The organism is Mycobacterium sp. ZZG, assembly GCF_054786995.1.
In genome coordinates this window covers 1-22509 of the sequence record NZ_JBTBFV010000002.1, presented here as the reverse complement: position 1 = coordinate 22509, position 22509 = coordinate 1, and the positions used below count along the sequence as shown (strand labels likewise).

21 protein-coding genes, 1 tRNA gene and 1 other RNA gene are annotated in these 22509 nt (G+C 68.8%); 13 read left to right on the top strand and 10 right to left on the bottom strand.

The window, feature by feature from the left end:
• Positions 1-73: 73 nt before the first annotated feature.
• Positions 74-3301: an NAD-glutamate dehydrogenase gene (locus ACXMYJ_RS01590; RefSeq protein ID WP_260755709.1), complete on the top strand. Its 3228-nt coding sequence runs from the start codon at positions 74-76 to the stop codon at positions 3299-3301.
• A 15-nt stretch (positions 3302-3316) separates the two neighbouring features.
• Here ACXMYJ_RS01590 and ACXMYJ_RS01585 read toward each other — a convergent pair whose 3' ends face one another.
• Positions 3317-4318, bottom strand: coding sequence for a DEDDh family exonuclease (locus ACXMYJ_RS01585; RefSeq protein WP_260755710.1), 1002 nt, complete (start codon positions 4316-4318; stop codon positions 3317-3319).
• Between the two features lie 77 nt (positions 4319-4395).
• Here ACXMYJ_RS01585 and ACXMYJ_RS01580 point away from each other — a divergent pair, with 77 nt between their 5' ends.
• Positions 4396-5619, top strand: a complete 1224-nt coding sequence (locus ACXMYJ_RS01580) for a MurT ligase domain-containing protein (protein WP_460353553.1) — start codon at positions 4396-4398, stop codon at positions 5617-5619.
• Positions 5616-6332, top strand: a complete 717-nt coding sequence (locus ACXMYJ_RS01575; protein ID WP_260755712.1) for a type 1 glutamine amidotransferase — start codon at positions 5616-5618, stop codon at positions 6330-6332. Before ACXMYJ_RS01580 ends, ACXMYJ_RS01575 begins: the two co-directional genes overlap by 4 nt.
• Before the next feature lie 51 nt (positions 6333-6383).
• Here the strand turns inward: ACXMYJ_RS01575 and ACXMYJ_RS01570 are convergent, their stop codons facing one another.
• The 3 genes from ACXMYJ_RS01570 to ACXMYJ_RS01560 form a co-directional block, all read right to left on the bottom strand.
• A complete protein-coding gene (locus ACXMYJ_RS01570; protein ID WP_260755713.1) occupies positions 6384-7271 on the bottom strand; it encodes a DUF559 domain-containing protein in 888 nt (295 codons plus the stop codon).
• 316 nt (positions 7272-7587) lie between these two features.
• Entirely contained in the window at positions 7588-8199 is a 612-nt protein-coding gene (recR, locus tag ACXMYJ_RS01565) for a recombination mediator RecR (RefSeq protein WP_443187264.1), read from the bottom strand.
• Position 8200: 1 nt separating this feature from the next.
• A complete protein-coding gene (locus ACXMYJ_RS01560) occupies positions 8201-8533 on the bottom strand; it encodes a YbaB/EbfC family nucleoid-associated protein (protein WP_260755714.1) in 333 nt (110 codons plus the stop codon).
• A gap of 132 nt (positions 8534-8665) precedes the next feature.
• Here ACXMYJ_RS01560 and ACXMYJ_RS01555 point away from each other — a divergent pair, with 132 nt between their 5' ends.
• A complete protein-coding gene (locus ACXMYJ_RS01555; protein WP_260757844.1) occupies positions 8666-9403 on the top strand; it encodes an Rv3717 family N-acetylmuramoyl-L-alanine amidase in 738 nt (245 codons plus the stop codon).
• Here the strand turns inward: ACXMYJ_RS01555 and ACXMYJ_RS01550 are convergent.
• Positions 9400-9864 (bottom strand): SRPBCC family protein, encoded by a 465-nt coding sequence (locus ACXMYJ_RS01550; RefSeq protein WP_260755715.1) that lies wholly within the window; start codon positions 9862-9864, stop codon positions 9400-9402. The genes ACXMYJ_RS01555 and ACXMYJ_RS01550 overlap by 4 nt on opposite strands.
• Before the next feature lie 81 nt (positions 9865-9945).
• Between ACXMYJ_RS01550 and ACXMYJ_RS01545 the strand changes: the two genes are divergently transcribed.
• Both ACXMYJ_RS01545 and ACXMYJ_RS01540 read left to right on the top strand, forming a co-directional pair.
• Positions 9946-11337: an FAD-binding oxidoreductase gene (locus tag ACXMYJ_RS01545; RefSeq protein ID WP_460353550.1), complete on the top strand. Its 1392-nt coding sequence runs from the start codon at positions 9946-9948 to the stop codon at positions 11335-11337.
• On the top strand, positions 11334-12656 hold the full coding sequence (locus ACXMYJ_RS01540; RefSeq protein WP_460353548.1) for a class I SAM-dependent methyltransferase: 1323 nt from the start codon (positions 11334-11336) through the stop codon (positions 12654-12656). The genes ACXMYJ_RS01545 and ACXMYJ_RS01540 overlap by 4 nt, the downstream gene beginning before the upstream one ends.
• A 12-nt stretch (positions 12657-12668) precedes the next feature.
• On the opposite strand, the gene ACXMYJ_RS01535 is transcribed toward ACXMYJ_RS01540, so the two are convergent.
• From ACXMYJ_RS01535 to ffs, 3 genes are all read right to left on the bottom strand, one after another.
• Positions 12669-14558: a DNA polymerase III subunits gamma/tau gene (locus ACXMYJ_RS01535; protein ID WP_460353546.1), complete on the bottom strand. Its 1890-nt coding sequence runs from the start codon at positions 14556-14558 to the stop codon at positions 12669-12671.
• Between the two features lie 26 nt (positions 14559-14584).
• Positions 14585-15892, bottom strand: coding sequence for an aminotransferase class I/II-fold pyridoxal phosphate-dependent enzyme (locus ACXMYJ_RS01530; RefSeq protein ID WP_260755719.1), 1308 nt, complete (start codon positions 15890-15892; stop codon positions 14585-14587).
• Between the two features lie 30 nt (positions 15893-15922).
• Positions 15923-16017: signal recognition particle sRNA small type (gene ffs, locus ACXMYJ_RS01525), an RNA gene on the bottom strand.
• A 92-nt stretch (positions 16018-16109) separates the two neighbouring features.
• On the opposite strand from ffs, the gene ACXMYJ_RS01520 reads away from it, so the two are divergent.
• From ACXMYJ_RS01520 to ACXMYJ_RS01505, 4 genes are all read left to right on the top strand, one after another.
• Positions 16110-16195 (top strand) — tRNA-Ser (locus ACXMYJ_RS01520).
• A 69-nt stretch (positions 16196-16264) separates the two neighbouring features.
• A complete protein-coding gene (locus tag ACXMYJ_RS01515; RefSeq protein ID WP_260755720.1) occupies positions 16265-16990 on the top strand; it encodes a hypothetical protein in 726 nt (241 codons plus the stop codon).
• Positions 16991-17036: 46 nt separating this feature from the next.
• Positions 17037-18056: a S1C family serine protease gene (locus ACXMYJ_RS01510; RefSeq protein WP_443187256.1), complete on the top strand. Its 1020-nt coding sequence runs from the start codon at positions 17037-17039 to the stop codon at positions 18054-18056.
• Between the two features lie 50 nt (positions 18057-18106).
• On the top strand, positions 18107-19180 hold the full coding sequence (locus ACXMYJ_RS01505; RefSeq protein ID WP_443187257.1) for an NAD(P)H-dependent amine dehydrogenase family protein: 1074 nt from the start codon (positions 18107-18109) through the stop codon (positions 19178-19180).
• A gap of 15 nt (positions 19181-19195) precedes the next feature.
• Here the strand turns inward: ACXMYJ_RS01505 and ACXMYJ_RS01500 are convergent, their stop codons facing one another.
• Together ACXMYJ_RS01500 and ACXMYJ_RS01495 are read right to left on the bottom strand one after the other, a co-directional pair.
• The gene (locus tag ACXMYJ_RS01500) at positions 19196-19948 is read right to left on the bottom strand and encodes a thioesterase II family protein (RefSeq protein ID WP_260755724.1); all 753 of its coding nucleotides are present in this window, start codon (positions 19946-19948) and stop codon (positions 19196-19198) included.
• Positions 19945-20454, bottom strand: coding sequence for a hypothetical protein (locus ACXMYJ_RS01495; protein ID WP_260755725.1), 510 nt, complete (start codon positions 20452-20454; stop codon positions 19945-19947). Before ACXMYJ_RS01495 ends, ACXMYJ_RS01500 begins: the two co-directional genes overlap by 4 nt.
• Positions 20455-20681: 227 nt before the next feature.
• Here ACXMYJ_RS01495 and ACXMYJ_RS01490 point away from each other — a divergent pair, with 227 nt between their 5' ends.
• From ACXMYJ_RS01490 to ACXMYJ_RS01480, 3 genes are read left to right on the top strand one after another with little or no spacing between them, the layout of a single operon-like run.
• Positions 20682-20897 carry a zinc finger domain-containing protein gene (locus ACXMYJ_RS01490; protein ID WP_460353541.1) on the top strand — a complete coding sequence of 72 codons (216 nt, stop codon included), beginning with the start codon at positions 20682-20684 and terminating at the stop codon, positions 20895-20897.
• On the top strand, positions 20894-21361 hold the full coding sequence (locus tag ACXMYJ_RS01485; protein WP_460353538.1) for a hypothetical protein: 468 nt from the start codon (positions 20894-20896) through the stop codon (positions 21359-21361). The genes ACXMYJ_RS01490 and ACXMYJ_RS01485 overlap by 4 nt, the downstream gene beginning before the upstream one ends.
• Positions 21358-22263, top strand: a complete 906-nt coding sequence (locus tag ACXMYJ_RS01480; protein ID WP_460353536.1) for a tyrosine-type recombinase/integrase — start codon at positions 21358-21360, stop codon at positions 22261-22263. Before ACXMYJ_RS01485 ends, ACXMYJ_RS01480 begins: the two co-directional genes overlap by 4 nt.
• Positions 22264-22509: the final 246 nt, after the last annotated feature.

Genomic DNA, 22509 nt, shown 5'->3' with positions numbered 1-22509 from the left:
GAGCGCTTTCCGCTGCAGACTCATAAGCCACACTGCCCGATCCCGGGCGTGTGGCCTGAGTCAGGAGGAAGCGGTGTCATCCCCAGTTTCGTTCTTCAGCGTCGAAGGGCTGAACTCGTTGGCAGGTGTCGAGATCGTCGTGGGTGTGCACCGCGACGATCCCGTTCGGCCCGGGTCCCACAGTCCACTGCGGTTCGTGCTGGCGTCGGCTCAGCCGGTGCCGCTGCGGCGGATGCTGCCCGCGTTGCAGAGCATGGACCTCGAGGTCATCAACGAACACACCACCACCTGGTCGCGCGAGGACGGGTCCCCGTGCCATCTTTATGAGCTCTTCCTCGACCCCTACACCGCTGGGGCACAAGGATTTGCGCGTAACTGGGCGCAGGCCGACGCACGGATCTGCGAGACGTTCCGCGCCATCTGGTCCGGCCGCATCGAGGCCGACCGGTTCAACGCGCTGATCCCCGCTGCCGGGCTGGACTGGAAACAGGTCGCAGTGCTGCGCAGCTACAGCCGCTATCTGCGCCAGCTCCCGCTGCCCTACGGCCAGAGCCGGATTCAGCAGGTGTTGCTCGACAATCCCGGCGCCACCATGGCTCTGGTGGCGCTGTTCGAGGCCCGCTTCGGCGCGGGCGCCGGCCGCAGCGCCGCACGGGCTGCCGGTATCGCGGCGGCCGATGAGCGGCTCACCACCGAGATCGACCGGCTGCTGCATATCGATGCGGATCGCATCCTGCGCGCGTACCGCAACCTCGTGAACTCGACGTTGCGGACCAACGCGTTCGCCCCCGAGACGCTGGGCCCGTCCGCCCCGTATCTCGTGCACAAGTTCGATGCACCGCAGATCCTCGAGCTGCCCCATCCGCGGCCGCTGTCCGAGATCTTCGTCTACTCACCGGAGTTCGAGGGGCTGCACCTGCGCTACGGGCTCGTCGCACGGGGCGGGCTGCGCTGGTCTGACCGGCACGACGACTACCGCACCGAGGTCCTGGGACTGGTCAAGGCGCAGGCGGTCAAGAACGCGATGATCGTGCCGGCCGGCGCCAAAGGCGTTTTCGTCGTGAAGTCGCCGTCGCCTTCACCGACCGACGGGATGCGCTCCTACAAGCAATTCGTGTCGGGCCTGCTCGACGTCGTCGACAACGCCGCAACCGACGGCGCTGCCCCACCGGAAGGGATCGTGTGCCACGACGGTGCGGACCCGTATCTCGTCGTGGCGGCCGACAAGGGAACGGCGAGCTTCTCCGACCTGGCCAACGGGGTCGCGCTGACCCGCGGCTACTGGCTGGGCGACGCGTTCGCCTCGGGAGGCTCGGCAGGGTACGACCACAAGGCCATGGCGATCACCGCCCGGGGCGCCTGGGTCAGCGGCGACAGCCACCTGGAAGAGCTCGGGATCGATTCCACCACAGATGAATTCCGTGTGGTGGGCGTCGGAGACATGAGCGGCGACGTGTTCGGCAACGGCATGTTGCTGCGGCGCGGAACCAGACTGGTCGCCGCATTCGACCACCGTCACATCTTCGTCGACCCCGATCCGTCCGGTGATCCCGCTCATCGCGAGCGTCAGCGTCTCTTCGCGCTGCCGCGGTCGTCCTGGGACGACTATGACCGTGCGTTGATCAGTGCCGGCGGGGGCGTGTGGCCGCGCACCGCCAAGACGATCCCGGTCTCGGCGCAGATGCGCCTGGCTCTGGGGATCGCGGACACCGTGTCCCGGCTGACACCGAACGAGTTGATCGGCGCCATCCTGCGCGCGCCGGTCGACCTGCTGTTCAACGGCGGTATCGGCACCTACATCAAGGCCTCCGACGAGCAGCACGGCGACGTCGGCGACAAGGTCAACGACGGCCTTCGCGTGGACGCCCGCGAGGTGCGCGCCCGGATCATCGTCGAGGGCGGCAATCTCGGTGTGTCCCCGCGCGGTCGGATCGAGTTCGCCCGTCACGGCGGATCCATCAACACCGACGCCATCGACAACGCGGCCGGTGTGGACTGCTCCGACCATGAGGTCAACCTGAAGATCCTGCTGGCCGGCCGGTATCCGGACGCGACCCGCAACGCGCTGCTCGCCGACATGACCGACGAGGTCGCCGCGCACGTGCTGGCCAACAACCGCGCGCACAACCGGCTGCTGCGCGACGCCCGATTCAACGCGGCCCAGATGGTCTCGGTGCACGCGCGCATGACCACCGCGCTGGAGCGCGAGCGTGGGCTGCACCGCGAGCGCGAACATCTGCCCGGCGCAGCCGAGTTCGCCGAGCTGGCGAAATCCGGAGAAGGATTGACCCGGCCTGCGCTGGCGACCTTGATGGCGCACACAAAGCTCGCGCTCAAGGCCGACCTGCTGGAGTCCGAGAGCTTCGACGACCCGTACTTCACCGCCGCGCTGCACCGGTACTTTCCCGCGATGTTGCGGCGGCGGCTGGGCCCGCAGCTCACCGAGCATCCGCTGCGGCGGGAGATCATCGCGACGTCGGTGAGCAACCACGTGCTGGCGACCTCGGGGCTGACCTTCGTGTTCCGCCTTGCCGAGGAGACCGGCGCCACCACAGCCGACATCGTGCGCGCCCACGCCATCGCCTCCGAGGTGTTCGAGCTCGACGCGCTGTGGTACGACATCCATGCCGCGCGCCTGTCGCCGGCGCTGACCGACGAACTCGTCGTCGAGGGACGCCGGCTGCTGGACCGGGCATCCCGATGGTTCCTCTTCAACCGGCCGCAGCCGCTGTCGATCGAGGACGAAGTGGCCCGGTTCCAGGCCGCGGCGACGCTGCGCGGCAAGCTGAGTGAGATGCTGCGCGGCAGTGAGCTCGCGACCGCCACCGCGATCCACGATCGGTACGCCGCGCAGGGGGTGCCGACCGACATCGCCCGCAGGATCAGCGAGTCGCTCTACGCCTACAGCCTTCTCGACATCATCGAGATGGCCTGCATGCACAACGAGGACGCGACGCGGCTGGCGCACATCTACTTCGAGCTGTCCGCTCATCTGGGGGTCGACCATCTGCTGCTGGCGGTGTCGGCGCTGCCGCGCGGCGACCGGTGGAACGCTTTGGCGCGGTTGGCGTTACGCGAGGACCTGTACCGCGCGCTGCGCGAGCTGGCGCGCGACGTCCACCGTATGGTCGGCCCTCACACCGACAACGTGGACGTCATCGAGGAGTTCGAGTCCCACAACCGTGCCCGCATCGGGCGCGCACGCCGCACCCTGCACGAGTTCCTGAGCACGGAGAGTCCGGACCTGGCGGTCCTGTCGGTGGCGACCGCGCAGCTGCGCCGGCTCACCCCGAATCGCTGAAGCCGAGGCGCTGCGTCAGAACAAGGTGAACTGGTCGCCGGCCGGCGACCGCTCGGTGAACTCCTCGATCGCCGAACCGCCGATCACCGAGTCGAGGCGGTGCAGGAACTCCGCACTGCCGAGCAGCGGTACGCCGTGTTCGCCGGCCTGGTACCCCTTGCCCTGCTCCGGGGCCGGGTCGTCACAGACCACCAGCGACGTGTGCCCGTCGACGGCCTCGGTGTACCCGAGCCCGGCGTGCAGCATGCGCTCGACGAGCTCCTCGTGGGTGTGACCGACCTCGGCCGCAAGCGCCACCCGCATGCCCTGCACCAGGGGTCTGCCGGCCACGAAACGTCCCGGGTTGGCGAACGGGCACGGCATCCGCGCCGCCAGCGCCTTGAGCGGCCGGAACTCGTCGTGGGTGACCCGGCCGTTGGGCCAGGTGCGGCGCGTGACCGGATGCACCGGGAGCCACTTACGGCGCTCCTGCGCGCGCACCAGCACGGGTTTGAGGATCTGCGCCAACACCATCGCGTCGTCGAGCGCGTCGTGCGGCTTCATCTGGGTCACGCCCCAGTGCGCGGCCAGCGTCTCCAGCCGGAGGTTGTCCAGGCCGAGGTCGAGGCGCCGGGCCAGCTCGACGGTGCACATGACCGTGTCCACCGGCAGCTCCGCGCGCACCATCTCGGCTTCGGCGGCCAGAAACGAGTAGTCGAACCCGACGTTGTGGGCGACGAGCGTGCGGCCGCGCAGCACTTCGCACAGGTCACCGACGACGTCACCGAACGTCGGTTGCCCGGCCAGCATCTCGGCGGTCAGCCCGTGCACATGCGTGGGACCGGGGTCCACCCCCGGATCGAGCAGGCTGTAGAGGCTCTTCTCGACGTTGCCGTCGTCACTGAGCGCGAGCGCCGCGACACTGACGATCCGCGCCTGGCCCGGCCGGAAACCCGAGGTCTCGACATCGACCACGGCCCAGCCGGCGCCCGCCTCGTCGGCGGGTCTGCCCCATCGACTTCCGGCGGTTGAACTCACCCTTCGAGAATGGCACGCGGCTCTGACAAGCCCCGCTCATCACCCCGCGTGTCGGCCGCTCTTCTAAACTGCCGGGAATGGTCATCACCCCACGCGGTCGTGTCGCGCTGGCCGCCGGAGCAGGCGCGCGCTGGGCGTCCCGCGTCACCGGACGCGGCGCCGGCGCGATGATCGGCGGGCTGGTCGCGATGACGCTGGACAAGTCGATCCTCGGCCAACTGGGCCGGGGCCGGCGCACGGTCGTCGTCACCGGCACGAACGGCAAGTCGACGACCACGCGGATGACCGCCGCCGCGTTGGGCACGGTCGGGCCGGTGGCCACCAACGCCGAGGGCGCCAACATGGACGCCGGCCTGGTCGCCGCACTGGCCGCCGCGCCCGACGCAGCGCTGGCCGCCCTCGAGGTCGACGAGATGCACGTCCCGCACGTCTTGGATGCAGTGCCGGCCGCGGTCACCATACTGCTCAACCTCTCGCGTGATCAGCTCGACCGGGTCGGTGAGATCAACCACATCGAGCGCACCCTGCGCGCCGGCCTGGCCCGGCATCCGTCGACGGTGGTCGTGGCCAACTGCGACGACGTGCTGATGACCTCGGCTGCCTACGACAGCCCGAACGTGGTGTGGGTGGCCGCAGGCGGTGGCTGGGCCAGCGACTCGGTCAGCTGTCCCCGCTCGGGCGAGGTCATCGTCCGCGACGGGGCGCATTGGCATTCGACCGGATGTGACTTCACGCGCCCGGACCCCGACTGGTGGTTCGACGATACGCACATCCACGGGCCCGACGGGCTGTCGCTGCCGATGGCGCTGACCCTGCCGGGCACCGTGAACCGCGGCAACGCAACCCAGGCCGTCGCCGCCGCCGTGACCCTCGGTGCGGATCCGGTGGCCGCGGTGGCCGCGGTGTCCGCGGTCGACGAGGTCGCGGGTCGCTACCGCACCGTGCAGGTCGGCGCGCACACCGCCCGGATCCTGCTCGCCAAGAATCCCGCCGGCTGGCAGGAGGCGCTGGCGATGGTGAACCGTGACGCGGCCGGGGTGGTGATCGCGGTCAACGGCCAGGTCCCCGACGGCGAGGACCTGTCATGGCTGTGGGACGTGCGCTTCGAGCATTTCGAGTCGGTGCCGGTGGTGGCCGCCGGCGAGCGCGGCACCGACCTCGCGGTGCGGCTCGGGTACGCGGGCGTCGAACACGCCCTGGTGCACGACACGCTGGCGGCGATCGCGTCGTGCCCGCCGGGTCACGTGGAAGTGCTGGCGAACTACACCGCGTTCCTGCAACTGAACAGGCGTCTGCCATGACCGAATCTGCGGTGCGGATCGGGCTGGTGCTGCCTGACGTCATGGGCACCTACGGCGACGGCGGCAACTCGGTGGTGCTGCGACAACGTCTGCGGCTGCGGGGCATCGACGCCGAGATCATCGAGATCACGCTCGACGATCCGGTGCCCGCGGAGCTGGACCTCTACACCCTCGGCGGCGCCGAAGACTACGCCCAACGGCTGGCGACCAAACACCTCGCCCGTTATCCCGGTCTGCAGCAGGCGATTTCACGGGGCGCTCCCGTGCTGGCGATCTGCGCGGCAATCCAGGTGCTGGGCCACTGGTACGAGACCTCGGCCGGGGAACGCGTCGACGGGGTCGGTGTGCTGGACGTGACGACGTCCCCGCAACCCGAGCGCACGATCGGCGAGGTGGCAGCGACACCGCTGATCGACGGGCTCACCGAGCCGCTGACCGGTTTCGAGAACCACAGGGGTGGAACAGTTCTGGGCCCGCAGGCCCGACCGCTGGCGAAGGTGACGAAGGGGGCGGGCAACCGGGCCGGGGGCGGTATCGACGGCGCAGTACAGGGCAGTATCGTCGCGACCTACCTGCACGGGTGCTGCCTGGCCCGGAATCCGGAACTCGCCGACTATCTTCTCGCCAAGGTGGTCGGGCCCCTTGCCCCGCTCGATCTGCCGGAGGTCCACCAGTTGCGCCGCGAGCGGCTGGCGGCACCGCGCCGGGTGTGATCCTGCAGGGCCACCGTCGGCTCCCCGCTCGAGTGAGGCAGGTGGCCACGGCTACGCCGCGAGCGTCCTGATGAACTTCTGCATCTCGGTGGCGGCCAACCGGCATCCCCTCTTCTGCAGTGCGGCCTCGGTTCTGGCGAGCCAGTGCGCCGGCCGGTCCTCGGCGATCACCCGGATGACGAGCCAGCCTCGCTCCTCGAGCATCCGCAGGCGCGCGATGTCCTTGACGTACTGCTCGCGGTTCTTGCGGTGGTGGTCACCGTCGTATTCCACCGCGACCTTGAACTGTCGCCAACCCAGGTCCAGGAATGCAACCGGCCGACTGTCCTCCAGGATGGGAATCTGCGTCTGCGGGCGCGGAAAACCGCAGTCCAGCAACCACAGTCGGATTCTGCTCTCCTTGGGTGAGGCGGCTCCGCCGTCGACGAGCGGCAACAGGTCACGCAGCTGGCCTACGCCGTGTGCGCGGGGGCGCCGGTCGGCGAGCCGGGCGACCTCGTCGATGGAGAAGGCTTGGTTCCACATCAAAGCGTCCAGCCGCGCCAACGCCTCGCTGCGGTCGAGCAGACGTCCGAGGTCGAAGGCCGTCCTGGTGCGTGAGGTGACCGGAAGACCGGAGCGCCGGACGATCTCATCGTCGGCGAGCATGTCCGTCCGGATGATCAGTCCGTCTTGGGTGCGACGCTTCACCCCGGTCACTTCGATCGGGATATCGGCATCGATCCACGGCGCTCCGTGCAGTGCGGCCGCCGCGAGCCCGGCAATCACTCCTTTGCGTCCAGTCGCCAACCACGCGCCGATGGCACGATCGCGCAACGAGACGTCGACTCCTTTAGGGACGAATACGCCGCGGTACAACGGCGTGTACCAGCGTGCGAGCTCGTGCCGGGTCACGACACCGGCTCGGACGGCCTCCCCGCCCAGAATGACTTCACCCATGTCAGGAATGGTGCCAATACCCACCGACAGATTCGGGCGACCACCTTACGTATCACGCTGTCCCGCCGATCCCGACACTCCCCCCGGTCACGCGAGCCACAGCTATCCACGTTTCTCAGCCGTCCACTCGCACTTCGGCTGCACAACGTCGAATCCTGTGACGAAAGTGGTTATGGGACTAGGCCACCCGACCCCGACACTCCCCCCGGTCACGCGAGCCACAGCTATCCACGTTTCTCAGCCGCCCACTCGCACTTCCGCTGCACAACGTCGAATCCTGTGACGAAAGTGGTTGGCAGCGACGGCGAGCCGCGAACTACGCCATCGCCCGGCGGCCTGCCAGCGCGCGCCCCAGCGTCAACTCGTCGGCGAACTCCAGATCCCCGCCCATCGGCAGGCCCGACGCGATCCGCGTGACCGTCAGCCCGGGGATGTCCCGCAGCATCCGCACCAGGTACGTCGCCGTCGCCTCGCCCTCGGTGTTGGGGTCGGTCGCGATGATGACCTCTGCGACCTCCACCCCGTCGACGCGCTCACCGATCCGGTTGAGTAGTTCGCGGATTCGCAGCTGGTCGGGTCCGACACCGGACAACGGGTCCAGCGCTCCGCCGAGCACGTGGTAGCGGCCACGGAATTCCCGGGTCCGCTCGACGGCCTGGACGTCTTTGGGCTCTTCGACGACACACACCAGCGACGCGTCCCGGCGCGGGTCGGAGCAGATGCGGCAGCGCTCGTCGTCGCTGACGTTGCCGCACACCGCGCAGAACGTCACGCCGTCGCGGACTCGGTTCAGGACAGCAGTCAACCGGTCGATGTCGGGCGGCTCGACCGAGAGCAGATGGAACGCGATCCGCTGGGCGCTCTTCGGTCCGATCCCGGGCAGCTTGCCGAGCTCGTCGATCAGATCCTGGACAGGTCCTTCGAACAAGTCACATACCCGGCAAACCGAGACCGCCCATGCCGCCTGCCAGCGGACCCAGCCGGTCATGGGCCAGCATGGTCACCTGCTTGGCGGCATCGGCGATGGCGCCGAGGACAAGGTCCTGCAACGTCTCCACATCGGACGGATCGACGACCTTGGGGTCGATCCGCACGGCCACCACCTCGCCGCTGCCGCGCATGGTGACCTGTACCAGCCCACCGCCGGCCTGTCCCTGCACCTCGGCGGCGGCCAGCGCCGCCTGCGCCTCCATCAGCTGCTGCTGGACCTGCTGAGCCTGAGCGAGAAGGGCTGACATATCGGGTTGGCCACCGGGCTGCATGACTGGTCCTCTTCGTACGTGTTCGGTAAGCAGATTGATCAAGTATCGGTCTCGACTTGGTTGCGCTCGTCCACAAGCGTCACTTCGGGCTTCCAGCGTAGTCGGCACGGGCGCTACCGTGTCGCCGTGCCCGTGCCAGCAATCCTGCGTGTCGGGGCCGCCGCGGTGGCCGCGATGCTCGTCGCCGCCTTGCCCGCCGGTCCCGCCCAAGCTGCGCCGACCAACCTTGCGGGCAAGATCGTCTTCCTCGACCCAGGCCACAACGGCTCCAACGACGCCTCGATCAGCAGGCAGGTGCCGACCGGTCGCGGCGGCACCAAGGACTGCCAGGCCAGCGGCACCTCCACCGAGGACGGCTTCCCCGAGCACACCTTCGCCTGGGACACCACGCTGCGCGTCCGCCAGGCCCTGCACGCGCTCGGGGTGCGCACCGCGATGTCCCGCGGCGACGACACCGGGCTGGGCCCGTGCGTCGACGAGCGCGCCGCGATGGCGAACTCGCTGACGCCCGACGCGGTGGTGTCGATCCACGCCGACGGCGGCCCGCCCACCGGCCGCGGGTTCCACGTGCTGTATTCGTCACCGCCGCTCAATGCCGCGCAGGCCGGCCCGTCGGTGCAGTTCGCCAGGGCGATGCGTGATCAGCTGGCCGGGTCCGGGATCCCGCCGGCCACCTACATCGGCCAGCAAGGCCTGAACCCGCGGTCCGACATCGCCGGACTCAACCTTGCGCAGTACCCGTCCATCCTGGTCGAGCTGGGCAACATGAAGAATCCGGTCGACTCCGGGCTGATGAAATCCCCGGAGGGACGGCAGCGCTACGCCGACGCCGTCGTGCGCGGCGTCGTGGCGTTCCTGGGCCAGTCCTAGCCCTGGACCCCTTCGACACCGACGGTCCCCTCCACCTCGCGCTTGAGGTTGCCGAGCACCTCGGCCTGGATCTTGCGGAGCCCGATCGGGGCGAACGTCTTCTCGAAGAAACCGCCGACTCCACCGGCGCCCTGCCACGACGTCTTCACGGTCACCGATGATCCCGGGCCCGCGGGGGCGACGGTCCAGTTGGTCACCATCGACGAGTTCGCGTCTTTTTCGATCACGGTGCGCCCCGCGACGTCAACGCTGGCCTTGACATCGCGGGAGCGCGACTTGGTGGCCTGCAGTTTCCACTCAGCGACGGTGCCCGCGCCCTGCCCGCCTTCGAGCACCCGGTAACCGCTGTAGTGCGCGGAGAGGATCTTCGGCCGCATGGCCTGGTAGTCGGCGACGGCTCCCAGTACCGTCGCGGGATCGGCGTCGATCAGGACCGTGCTGGTCGCGCTGACCTGTCCCATCAGAGCAATCTCCTTGTCAAGAGCGGGTCACGAAAGTCGAGTGCGGTCGCACAGGTGTCGACCTCGGACTAGCGTATATCTGTGCCTGTTGCCTCGACCGACGCACGGGCCGCTCACGCCGACGGCGTGCAGCGGTTGTTGGCCAGTTACCGGGACATTCCGGCCAACGCCACCGTCCGCCTCGCCAAACCCACGTCGAACCTGTTCCGCGCGCGGGCGCGCAACACCAGCAAGGGGCTGGACACTTCGGGACTCACAGGCGTCGTCGCGGTGGATCCGGACGCCGGCACCGCCGAGGTCGCCGGAATGTGCACCTATGAGGACCTGGTCGCCGCGACGCTGCCCTACGGGCTCTCCCCGCTGGTGGTGCCTCAGCTCAAGACCATCACGCTCGGCGGCGCGGTCACCGGGCTCGGCATCGAATCCGCGTCGTTCCGCAACGGTCTGCCGCACGAGTCCGTGCTCGAGATGGACGTCCTGACCGGCACCGGCGACATCCTGCGCGCCTCGCCCGACGAGAACCCCGAGCTGTTCCGGGCGTTCCCGAACTCCTATGGGACACTGGGTTATTCGGTGCGATTGACGATCGAACTGGAGCCGGTGAAGCCGTTCGTTACGTTGCGCCATCTGCGTTTTCATTCACTGCCGGCCCTGCTCGAGGCGATGGACCGCATCGTCGAGACCGGCGGCTGGAACGGCGAAGTCGTGGACTACCTCGACGGCGTGGTGTTCAGCACCGACGAGAGCTACCTGTGCCTCGGTCACCGCTCCGCGACACCGGGTCCGGTCAGCGACTACACCGGCCAGGACATCTACTACCGCTCCATCCAGCATGACGGTGCCGCCGACGGAGCCGAGAAGCACGACCGGCTGACCATAAATGACTACCTGTGGCGCTGGGACACCGACTGGTTCTGGTGCTCAAGGGCTTTCGGCGCGCAGAACCCCCGGATCCGGCGCTGGTGGCCACGGCGGTACCGGCGCAGCAGCTTCTACTGGAAGCTCATCGGCTACGACCAGCGCTACGACATCGCCGATCGCATCGAGAAACGCAACGGCAGGCCCCCGCGCGAGCGGGTGGTGCAGGACGTCGAGGTGCCGATCGAGCGGACCGTCGCGTTCCTGCAGTGGTTTCTCGACACCGTGCCGATCGAGCCGATCTGGTTGTGCCCGTTGCGGCTCCGCGACAGCCGGGACTGGCCGCTGTACCCGATCCGGCCGAACCACACCTATGTGAACGTGGGGTTCTGGTCGTCGGTGCCGGTGGGCCCCGAAGAGGGCCACACCAACAGGATGATCGAACGCAAGGTCAGCGAGCTCGACGGTCACAAATCGCTGTATTCGGACGCGTACTACTCGCCGGAAGAGTTTGATTCCCTCTACGGAGGGGAGATGTACAAAACAGTGAAGAAAACCTACGACCCAGACTCCCGTTTCCTCGATCTGTATGCGAAGGCGGTGCGGAGACAATGACCACTTTCCGGGAACGTACCCATGAACCGGCGGCGCCCGGGGATCACAAACTGACCCTGGCCGAGGTGCTGGCGATCTTCGCCGCGGGCCGGCGACCCCTGAAGTTCACCGCCTATGACGGCAGCAGCGTGGGTCCCGAAGATGCGACGCTCGGCCTGGATCTGCTGAGCCCGAGGGGAACCACCTACCTCGCCACCGCTCCCGGCGATCTCGGGCTGGCGCGCGCCTACGTCGCCGGAGATCTGCGGCTCAACGGTGTGCATCCGGGCGACCCTTATGAACTGCTTACCGCGCTGACCGATCGGCTCGAATACAAGCGGCCCCCCGCACGGGTGCTGGCCAACATCGTCAGGTCGATCGGGATCGAGCATCTCAAGCCGATCGCGCCGCCGCCCCAGGAGGCACTGCCGCGGTGGCGGCGTATCGCAGAGGGGTTGCGGCACAGCAAGACCCGTGACGCCGAAGCGATCCAGCACCACTACGACGTCTCGAACAATTTCTACGAGTGGGTGCTCGGGCCGTCGATGACCTACACCTGTGCGTGCTATCCGCACCCCGACGCCACCATGGAGGAGGCGCAGGAGAACAAGTACCGGTTGGTGTTCGAGAAGCTGCGGCTCAAGCCGGGCGACCGGTTGCTCGACGTCGGCTGCGGCTGGGGCGGGATGGTGCGCTACGCGGCCCGGCACGGCGTCAGGGCGGTCGGGGTGACGTTGTCGAAGGAACAGGCTCAGTGGGCCGCGGCCGCGATCGAGCGGGACGGCCTCGGTGACCTGGCCGAGGTCCGCCACGGTGACTATCGCGACGTGCGCGAGTCCCATTTCGACGCGGTGTCCTCGATCGGGCTCACCGAGCACATCGGCGTCGCCAACTACCCGTCGTACTTCCGGTTCCTGAAGTCCAAGCTGCGCCCCGGCGGCCTGCTGCTCAATCACTGCATCACCCGTAACAACAACCGCAGCCACGCCACGGCGGGCGGCTTCATCGACCGGTACGTGTTCCCCGACGGGGAGCTGACCGGCTCGGGCCGGATCATCACCGAGGTGCAGGACGTCGGCCTGGAGGTGGTGCACGAGGAGAATCTGCGCCACCACTACGCGATGACGCTGCGGGACTGGAGCCGCAACCTGGTGGAGCACTGGGACGACGCGGTGGCCGAGGTCGGTCTGCCCACCGCCAAGGTGTGGGGGCTGTATATCGCTGCCTCGCGGGTCGGGTTCGAGCAGAACGCCATTCAGCTGCACCAGGTGCTCGCGGTCAAGCTGGACGAACGCGGCGGCGACGGCGGATTGCCGTTACGGCCGTGGTGGAGCGCGTAGCGCGCCTGACCGCTAACCGTCGATGCGGCGGGCGCCGAGCTCGTTCTGCAGCAGTTCCAGCGCCGCCTCCTCCGGATCGCGGCGCGGGGCGGCCGGGTCGGAGTTGCCGGCCTCGGCCAGCATGCTCTCCTCGTCGTCCATGTCGGGCGGCGGCGGGGCCTCGGACGGGGCCCGCTGCTCCCGCGCGGGTGGCGCGGCGGCTGCGGCCGGGGCGCCGGTCTCACAGACCACCTTCCAATTCACCCCGAGCGCATCCTTGAGCGCCTCCCGGATCACGTCGGCGTTGCGCTGTTCGCACAGCCGTCTGGCCAGCGGCGCCGATTCGTGGCTCAGGATCAGGGTGTCACCTTCGACGGCACGCACGATCGCACCGGCGAGCATCACCTCGGTGGTCCGGCTGCGTTCACGCACCTTCTCCCGCACCGTGGTCCACATGCCGCGCACCGCGGCCGCGCCCGGTTCACCCGCGGCGACGGCCGCCGCCGGGGTGGTCGGCGGCGCCTGCACAGCCGGCGCGGCAGGCGGCCGCACCGGGGGCGGCACCGGAACGGGCTCGGGCGCAACGGCTTCAGGCTCCGGCCGGGGTGGCACCGGCGCCGCCGGCGGAGCGGGCGGAGCAGGGGCCGGCTCGGTGGGCGGCTGAGCGGATGCGGAAGGAGCCGCGGACGGGGCCGCCTCGCTCTTGCGGACGAACTGTTTGCGCGGCACAGCCGGCGTGGCGTCGATCTCGTCGCTGGCCGGAATCGACATGTCCAGCCGGGTCTCGATCCGCTCGACCCGCTGCAGCAGCGCGGCCTCGGTGTCACTGGCAGACGGCAACAGCAGCCGCGCGCACGCCACCTCCAGCAGCAGCCGCGGCGCCGTGGCGCCGCGCATCTCGCCGAGCCCGGCGTGCATGACTTCGGCGTAGCGGGTCAGCGTGGCGGTGCCGAGCCGGGCGGCCTGATCGCGCATGCGCTCCAGCTCGTCCTCGGGGCCGTCGACCACGCCGCGGGCCACTGCGTCGGGCACGGCCTGCAGCACGATCAGGTCGCGGAATCGCTCGAGCAGATCGCTGGCGAAGCGGCGCGGATCGTGGCCGGCGTCGACGACACCCTCGACCGCGCCGAACAGCGCGGCGGCGTCACCGGCCGCCAGCGCGTCGATGGCGTCGTCGATCAGCGCGACGTCGGTGGCGCCGAGCAGGGCCAGCGCGCGCTGGTAGGCGACGTGATTACCGTCGGCGCCGGCCAGCAGCTGATCCAGCACGCTCAGGGTGTCGCGGGGGGAACCGCCGCCGGCGCGGATGACCAGCGGGTACACCGCATCGTCGACCTGCACGCTCTCGGAGGCGACGATCTTCTCGATCAGCGTGCGCATGGTGCGCGGCGCCAGCAGCCGGAACGGATAGTGGTGGGTGCGCGACCGGATGGTCGGCAGCACCTTCTCCGGCTCGGTGGTGGCGAACACGAAGATCAGGTGCTCGGGTGGCTCCTCGACGATCTTGAGCAGCGCGTTGAAGCCGGCCGTGGTGACCATGTGCGCCTCGTCGACGATGAAGATGCGGTAGCGCGACTGGGCGGGGGCGTAGAACGCGCGGTCGCGGAGCTCCCTGGTGTCGTCGACGCCGCCGTGGCTGGCCGCGTCGAGTTCGGTGACGTCCATGTTGCCGGGCCCGTTGGGGGCCAGCGCCACGCACGAGTCGCACACTCCGCACGGTGTGGCTGTCGGCCCCTCGGCGCAGTTGAGGGAGCGGGCGAGGATGCGCGCCGACGAGGTCTTGCCGCAGCCGCGCGGACCCGAGAACAGATAGGCGTGGTTGATGCGGCCGGAGTTGAGCGCCGTCGACAGCGGCTCGGTGACGTGTTCCTGGCCGACGACCTCTGCAAACGTCGCCGGTCGGTACTTGCGGTAGAGAGCCACGGAAGCAGGCTACCGACCCGGTCCGACTACTTCTCGGGGGGCAGCGCCAGCAGCTGCTCGGTCGCAGACAGCAGCGCGCACGTGGCCAGCCCGTCGATGGCCTCGCGCAGGTCCGACAGCGCGGGGAACGTCGGTGCGATGCGGATGTTCTTGTCGTCCGGGTCTTTTCGGTACGGGAAAGACGCACCCGCCTCGGTGACCGCGATGCCCGCGTCCTTGGCCAGCGCGACCGTGCGTTTGGCGGTGCCGGGCAGCACGTCGAGGCTGATGAAGTAGCCGCCCTTCGGCTCGGTCCAGGACGCGATCTTGGAGTCGCCGAACCGGTCCGCAAGGATCTCCAGCGCGAGCGCGAACTTCGGTGCGAGCAGCTCACGGTGGCGCCGCATGTGCGACCGGACCCCATCGGCGTCGCCGAAGAACCGGGCGTGCCGCAACTGGTTCACCTTGTCGGGGCCGATCGACTTCTTGCCGGCGTGCTTCAGATACCAGGCGATGGTGTCCGACGAGCCCCCGAAAAAGCTGACACCCGCGCCGGCGAAGGTGATCTTCGACGTCGACGCGAACACCAGCGGGCGGTCGGGGTGGCCGGCAGCCGCGGCCAGTCCGAGGATGTCCACCGGGTCGACGAAGTCGTCGGTGAGAGTGTGCACGGCGTAGGCGTTGTCCCACATCAAGCGGAAATCCGTTGCTGCCGTTTTCATCTGGACGAGCCGGCGGACCGCGTCGTCGGAGTAGGTGGTGCCGGTGGGGTTCGAGTAGACCGGCACGGACCACATGCCCTTGATCGCCGGGTCCGCGGCGACGAGCTCCTCGACCATGTCGAGGTCGGGGCCGTCCTCGCGCAGCGGCACCGTGATCATCTCGATGCCGAGGCTCTCGGTGATCGCGAAGTGGCGGTCGTAGCCAGGGGCCGGGCACAGGAACTTCACGCCGGCACCGCCACGCAGCTCGTCGATCCACGGCAGGGGCGAGTCGACGCCGCCGTGCAGCAGTGAGAAGACCACCGCGTCGTGCATGAACTCCAGGCTGGCGTTGTTGCCCGCGATCAGGTTGGGCACCGGGATTCCGAGCAGCTCGCCGAAGATCGCGCGCAGCTCGGGCAGCCCGTGCAGGCCTCCGTAGTTTCGGCTGTCGGTGCCCTCCCGGTCCAGGTATGCGCCGCGGTCATTCCCCGGCAGCCCCAGCAGCCCGTTCGACAGGTCGAGTTGGTCCGGGGAGGGCTTCCCGCGGGTCAGGTCGAGGCGGAGATTCTTGGCCTGCAGGTCCGCGTAGTTGCGCTGCTGCAGTTCGTGCTGTGCACGCAGGTCGTCGCGGCCCAGCGAATGAAACGACACCGCTCGCCTTTCACCGTCTTGCGGATGAACGTAAGGGGACCCCGCGCACCCGCCAGAGCCCGTTGACCCTTGCTGCCTTCCGGCCCTGGGGGAGTTCACAGGATGGACGCCGCGCGGGGTCCACGGCGAGTGTAGTACGCCGGGTTCGTGCCGCGCCTACGAGGAGCTCGCGGGCGGATTTGTGGGACCGGCGAGCGGGTCGGTTACCATTGCCGACGGAGGATTCGCCTAGTGGCCTATGGCGCTCGCCTGGAACGCGGGTTGGGTTAATAGCCCTCGCGGGTTCAAATCCCGCATCCTCCGCACTCGCCCGAGGTGCGACCGGCTGTCGACTCGCCGGTCGCACCTCGGGCAACACGATCGAGGAGGAGTATGGGCCGCACCGTCGCGGTGATCTGGCACACGTCGTTCTCCATCGCTGCCGGGGTCCTTTACTTCTTCTTCGTCCTGCCCCGCATGCCCGAGCTGCTGGGCGACACTTCGCACACGCTGGGCACGGTGCTGCGCATCGTGGTCGGAGCGCTGATCGGGCTGGCGGCGCTGCCCGTGGTGTTCACGCTGCTGCGCACCCGTCGGCCCGAGTTCGGCACACCGCAGCTGGCGCTGAACCTGCGGACCACGTCGATCGCGCTGCACGTGCTGGCCGCGGCGCTGATCATCGGGGTCGCGGTCACCGAGATCTGGGTGTCGCTCGACTCGGCCGGCCAGTGGTTCTTCGGTATCTACGGTGCGGCCGCCGCGCTCGCTCTGCTGGGTGTGCTCGCGTTCTACCTGGCGTTCGCCGCCGAGCTTCCCCCTCCGCCGCCGAAGCCGCTCAAGGCCAAGGAGCGCAAGAGCCGCCGCGGCAAGGACACTGTCGCCGACACCGGCGACGAATCCGCGGCTGAGACGGTCGAGACCAGCGACGAATCCGAGGCCGAGACGGTCGAGGCCCAGGAGGAGTCCGAGGACGAAGACCTGGCCGAACCTGCTTCCGAATCGGCCTCGGAGGCTGGGGACGAGTCCGACGGCAAACTGCGGAATCGCCGACCGACCGGCAAGGCAACGGTGCCCGGTCGGCGCAAACGTACCCGCGGCGGCGTCGCCGTCGAGGACTGAGAAAACCGGCCCACGTCGACAGCAGCCGGCGTCGCCGCCACTATTGATGGGTATGGGCCTGATTCGCCGACACCGGACACTGATGATCGCGCTGGCTGCGATCCTGGCTCTCGCGGCTCCGGTGACCCCCGCCGTCGCCGCGCCCGGTGATCCGGTCGCCGCGGCGGCCCAAGTCGAACCGTCCGTGGTACGCATCGACACCGAGGTCGACTATCAGGGTGTCATCGGCCTCGGTACGGGCGTCGTGCTCGACCCGGGCGGGCAGGTGCTGACGAACTTCCACGTCGTGCAGGGCGCCGACCGCATCACCGGCACCGTCGGGGGACGCGCCTACCCCGCCCAGATCGTCGGATACGACCGGGGACGCGACATCGCCGTGCTGCAACTGCTCGGCGCCGCCGGGCTGCCGGCGGCGCCCATCGGGGACGCCTACGTGCTGGCCCCTGGTCAGCCCGTCATCGCGCTCGGCAACGCGATGGGCACCGACGCGCCGCTGACCCGCGAGGTCGGCACCCTGACCGCATTCGGCCGCACCGTGCAGGCCGAGGACACGCTCACCGGTACCAAGGACGAGCTGACCGGGCTGTTCGAGTTCGCCGCGCCCGTGCGCGCCGGCGATTCCGGAGGCCCGGTGGTCGACGGCGCGGGCCGTGTCGTGGGCATCACGACTGCGGCGTCGGTGAACTTCCGCATGGGTCCCGGCGGCAAGGGCTTCGCGATCCCGATCAACGACGCCATGACCGTCGCACGCCAGATCCAGGCCGGGGTGCCGTCCGACACCGTGCACATCGGCCCGCCCGTCCTCCTCGGCGTCGGGGTCCGGACCGCTCCGCGGGACACGCCGGGCGTGCTGATCCAGGAAGTGATGAACGGCGGTCCGGCCCAGCTGGCCGGACTGATGCCCGGCGACGTCATCGTCGTGCTCGACGGCGTCCAGCTCGACTCGACCAACACCTTGACGTCCGTGCTGGATCGCCACTACGTGGGCGACGTGCTGGACCTGACGTGGATCGACCGGTCGGGCCAGACCCGCACCGGCAAGGCGGTCCTGACACCCGTCGTCTGATTTCGCCGAATCCCGGCCGGGGGCGGCTGGGCCGAACCTATGCTGAGCGAGTGCCCAACAATGTGTCGTATCGGGTCGTTCAGTGGACGACGGGAAACGTAGGAAAGTCCTCGGTGGCCGCGATCGCCGGCAATCCCAATCTCGAACTGGTCGGCCTCTATGCATGGTCTGAGGACAAGGTCGGCCGTGACGCGGGCGAGCTGGCGGGCATCGAGCCGCTGGGCATCGCCGCCACCAACGACGTCGACGCGCTGCTGGCGCTGAAACCGGACGTCGTGGTCTACAACCCGATGTGGATCGACGTCGACGAGCTGGTGCAGATCCTCGAAGCCGGAATCAACGTCGTGGCCTCCGCGTCATTCATCACCGGGCGCAACCTCGGCGCCGACCGGGACCGGCTGGCCAACGCCTGCCAGCGCGGCGGGTCGACACTGTTCGGGTCCGGGGTCAGCCCCGGTTTCGCCGAACTGCTCGCCATCGTCGCCGGCACCGCGTGCGACCGCATCGACAAGGTCACGATCGCCGAGTCGGCCGACACCACGCTCTACGACTCCCCCGACACCGAGCGGCCCGTCGGTTTCGGCACCGCGATCGACGACCCGGATCTGCAACCGATGGCCTCCAAGGGCACGGCCGTGTTCGCCGAAGCGGTGCAGTTGGTCGCCGACGCGCTCGGCATCGAGCTCGACGAGATCACGTGCGTGCCGGAGTACGCGCAGACCACCGAGGACCTCGTGATGGCGTCGTGGACGATCCCCGCCGGTCATGTGGCCGGCGTGTATGCCAGCTGGCAGGGCATCTACCAGGGACGGACCGTCATCGACATCAACGTCCGCTGGAAGAAAGGCCAGACCCTCGAACCGGACTGGCAGCTCGACGGCGACGGCTGGAAGATCACGATCGAGGGCCGGCCCACGGTCAACATGGCGGTCGGCTTCCTGCCCCCGCCGGACATGATCGAGAACGCCAAGACCATCGAGGACTTCTTCGTGCTCGGCCACATCATGACCGCGATGCCGCCGATCCACGCGATCCCGGCCGTCGTCGCGGCAGCGCCGGGCATCGCGACCTATAACGATCTGCCACTGCCGATGCCGCGCGGGGTGGTTCCGGCCGGGGCCTGACTCAGCGGCCGGGCGTCAACTGATGTCGCGCAGGGTCCTGACGACGATCTCGACAACTTTGTGCGGTTGTTTCTCCAGGTAGAAATGACCGCCGGCGAACGTGTGCACCTGGCCGCCGCCGGTGGTGTGCTGGTGCCACGCGCGGGCGTCAGCCTCGCTGGTCTTCGGGTCGTCGGTCGCGGTCATCACCACCACCGGTGCGTGGATCCCGACGTCGGGGCTGCGGTGGTAGTCCTGCAGCGCGCGGTAGTCGTTGCGGAACGCGGGTAGGAACGTGTCCAGCAGCTCGGGGTTGGCCAGGACGCGCGGATCTGTGCCGCCGAGTTCGCGCATCACGCCGACGAGGTCGGTGTCGGTCTTGGCCTGGCGTTCGTCGCCGTAACGGCTCGGCGCCCGCGACCCGGACGCGAACACCGTCACCACCTGCCGGTTTCCCGCTGCCTCACAGCGCCGCGCCACCTCGAAGGCGAGCACCGCGCCCATGCTGTGCCCGAAGAACGCCAGCGGCGCGTCGGGCACCGCGCTGAGCGCGGCATAGGCCTGGTCGGCGAGGTCGTCGATGGTCTCGATGAAGGGCTCGCTGTACCGGTCCTGACGGCCGGGGTACTGCACGCCGTAGACGTCGAATTCAGGCGACAGCGCCGACGACATCGGAAAGTAGTAGCTCGCCGAACCGCCGGCGTGCGGGAAGCACACCAGGCGGATTCGAGCCGTCGGCGACGGATGGAAGTTGCGCATCCAGCGGCTGCGCGGAAGCGGTGGGGTCATGGCGCAGGCACCGGCTCGCCGGCGGCGGGGGCCGGTGGCGGTTCGGGGGCGGCCGGCGGCACCTCGAAGACCCGCACCACCCGCGCCGACAGCTGTGCGCCCGGCGGACCCTCGACGACGACGTCTTTGAGGATCTGGGCCTGGTCGCCGGACACGGTGAACTGGCCGGGCTGCGGTTGGTGCCCGCCCAGCACCTCGTACTCCACTGTGAACGGGGATTCCGGGAATGGATGCAGCCCAACGTATTTGGGGTCGATCGTGTATGTATACGTACAGGGCCCGGCCGGATCGCAGTTCTGCGCGGTCACCACGACGCCGATCAGGAACTCCTTGTCGGTGGGTACCGACGGCGGCGGCGGGGTCGGGGGCCTGCGCTCCGGGGCGGCGACTTCCTGCTGGGAACCGCGGCTGCCGAAGATCATCATCGTCGCCACGCCGATACCGCTGACGAGTAGCCCGACGATCGCCAGTGCGGCGAGCAACTTCCGGAGGGTGGCGATCGGCATGCACAGCAGGGTATCGGGCCGGACTAGTCACCGACGCGGTTGCCGTCTTCATCCCAGTGCGCGGCGACCTTCTTGCTGGGCTGCACCCGCGGCGGTTCGCCCGGCATCTTCGGGGTGCCGACCACCCGAGCGTTGTACCGAACTGGGCTGATGCAGGTACATCCGTGGCGTTGTGCGTCTTGTTATCGGGCGAGTTCTCGCCCCACAGTCCGACGACGGAGGATGCAATGACCCCAACCCATCGCCGAGCACCGCTCGGTGACGTCACGCCCGACGCGCCGCCGGCGGCGCTCACCGTTGTCTGCCCGCTGTGCGAAGCCCAGCCCGGCCAGGCATGCCAGGACGCGGTCAAGGGGTGGGTCCGTAACGTCGACCCGCACCTGACCCGCATCGCCGCCGCTGTCGACCCGCAGGGAGCACGACACGGGGGAAAGACGCGATGACTACTCATAGCGACAATGTGACGACGTGGCGCGATCTTGCTGATGCGCTCACACCGGCTCAGGTGTCTTACCTCGAGCAGTGGGAGAGCCATCCCGAGGTCCCCCCCTTAGCTGACGGGGTGTCCGCTCCCCGGAAGACCACGCAGAGACCCTACTATTCTCGGCGCGCGAATACGTCAGCCAGAACGCTGCTGCGGCTTCTCTACGCCGACGTCGCGCCGCCGGCCGAAGACGGCACGTACTACCCATGGGAACACATCGGTGACGGCAGGTGGATCCGGTTCTTCACCGGCACGGAACGCGAAGTCGGCGAGACCACGGTGAGGATCACCGGAATGCAGTACGCAGACGGCACGATCATTCGGACCATAACCGGTCACTGCGAGGACGTCGACGCCGCGACCGCCCGCCTACTCGCTGCCGCGCTGATCGAGGCAGCTGACGAGCTGGAGCACCTGCAGTGACGATCTGGGCAACGATGATCGACGACTATCTCGACACCCTGCGGGCCGCAGGCCGCTCCGAGCGAACCATCGAGCTGCGAAACATCCAGCTCACCGCGATGGCGCGCGAACTCGGCGGCCGACCACAAGACGTCACGGGCGCCGATCTGATCCGCTGGCTCGCCCACCACACAGATTGGAAGATCGAAACCCGCCGCAGCAATCGCGCCGCAGCTCGGCTGTTCTTCCTGTGGGCATTCAAGGCCAAACGCATCCCCGCCCACATCGCAGACGACCTACCGACCGTCAAACCGAACCACGGACAACCCCGACCGCTGCCCGACGACGCCTGGCACACAGCACTAGCCGCCGCCGACGCCCGAACCACCCTGATCCTGCGCCTGGCCGCTGAGGCCGGGCTGCGCCGCGGTGAGATCGCCCAAGTCCGAACCCGAGACCTCATGGACGGGGCCGGCGGCTCGCAACTCCTCGTCCACGGCAAAGGCAGCAAGCAGCGGATCGTGCCGCTCAACGACTCACTGGCCAGCCTCATCCGCCAGGGACCGCCGGAGGGGACAGCCGCGACGGGCCGGCCGCGGCCAGGACCATCCGAGGACTACATGTTCCCGAACTACGAAGGCGGCCACGTCGCCCCCAAGTTCATCGGCCAGCTTGCCCAGCAAGCGCTTCCCCCGCCGTGGACACTCCATAGCGCCCGGCACCGCTTCGCAACGCGCGCCTACCGCGGCACCCGCAATCTACGAGCGGTGCAGCGGCTGCTCGGTCACGCCTCGATCGCAACGACTGAGCGGTACACCGCGGTCGACGACGACGAGATGAGAGCAGCGGCGATGGCGGCCGCGCTGGACGATGCGGGGACGGCCGCCGGAGTTTTCACGGTTGACCGTGAAAAGGGTCGGTGACATCCGTCTGGCGGTGTCCATCGAGCGGACCCCGCTACGAGAAAGGGGCAATCACGATTGATCAGTGAGGAGGTTGCTGACCACGGCCCCCGTGCGTCGCACCGCTTCGTCGTGACCCACTAGGAGTCTGCTGAATTAATCCGGCGTGGTGGCGGGGTTTGTGGCTGGGTTCTCGAGATGATTAATGGATGCAGGGGCATTCTGAGGATCAGCGTGAGCTGTTGGATGCGGAGTCGGTTGCCGGGC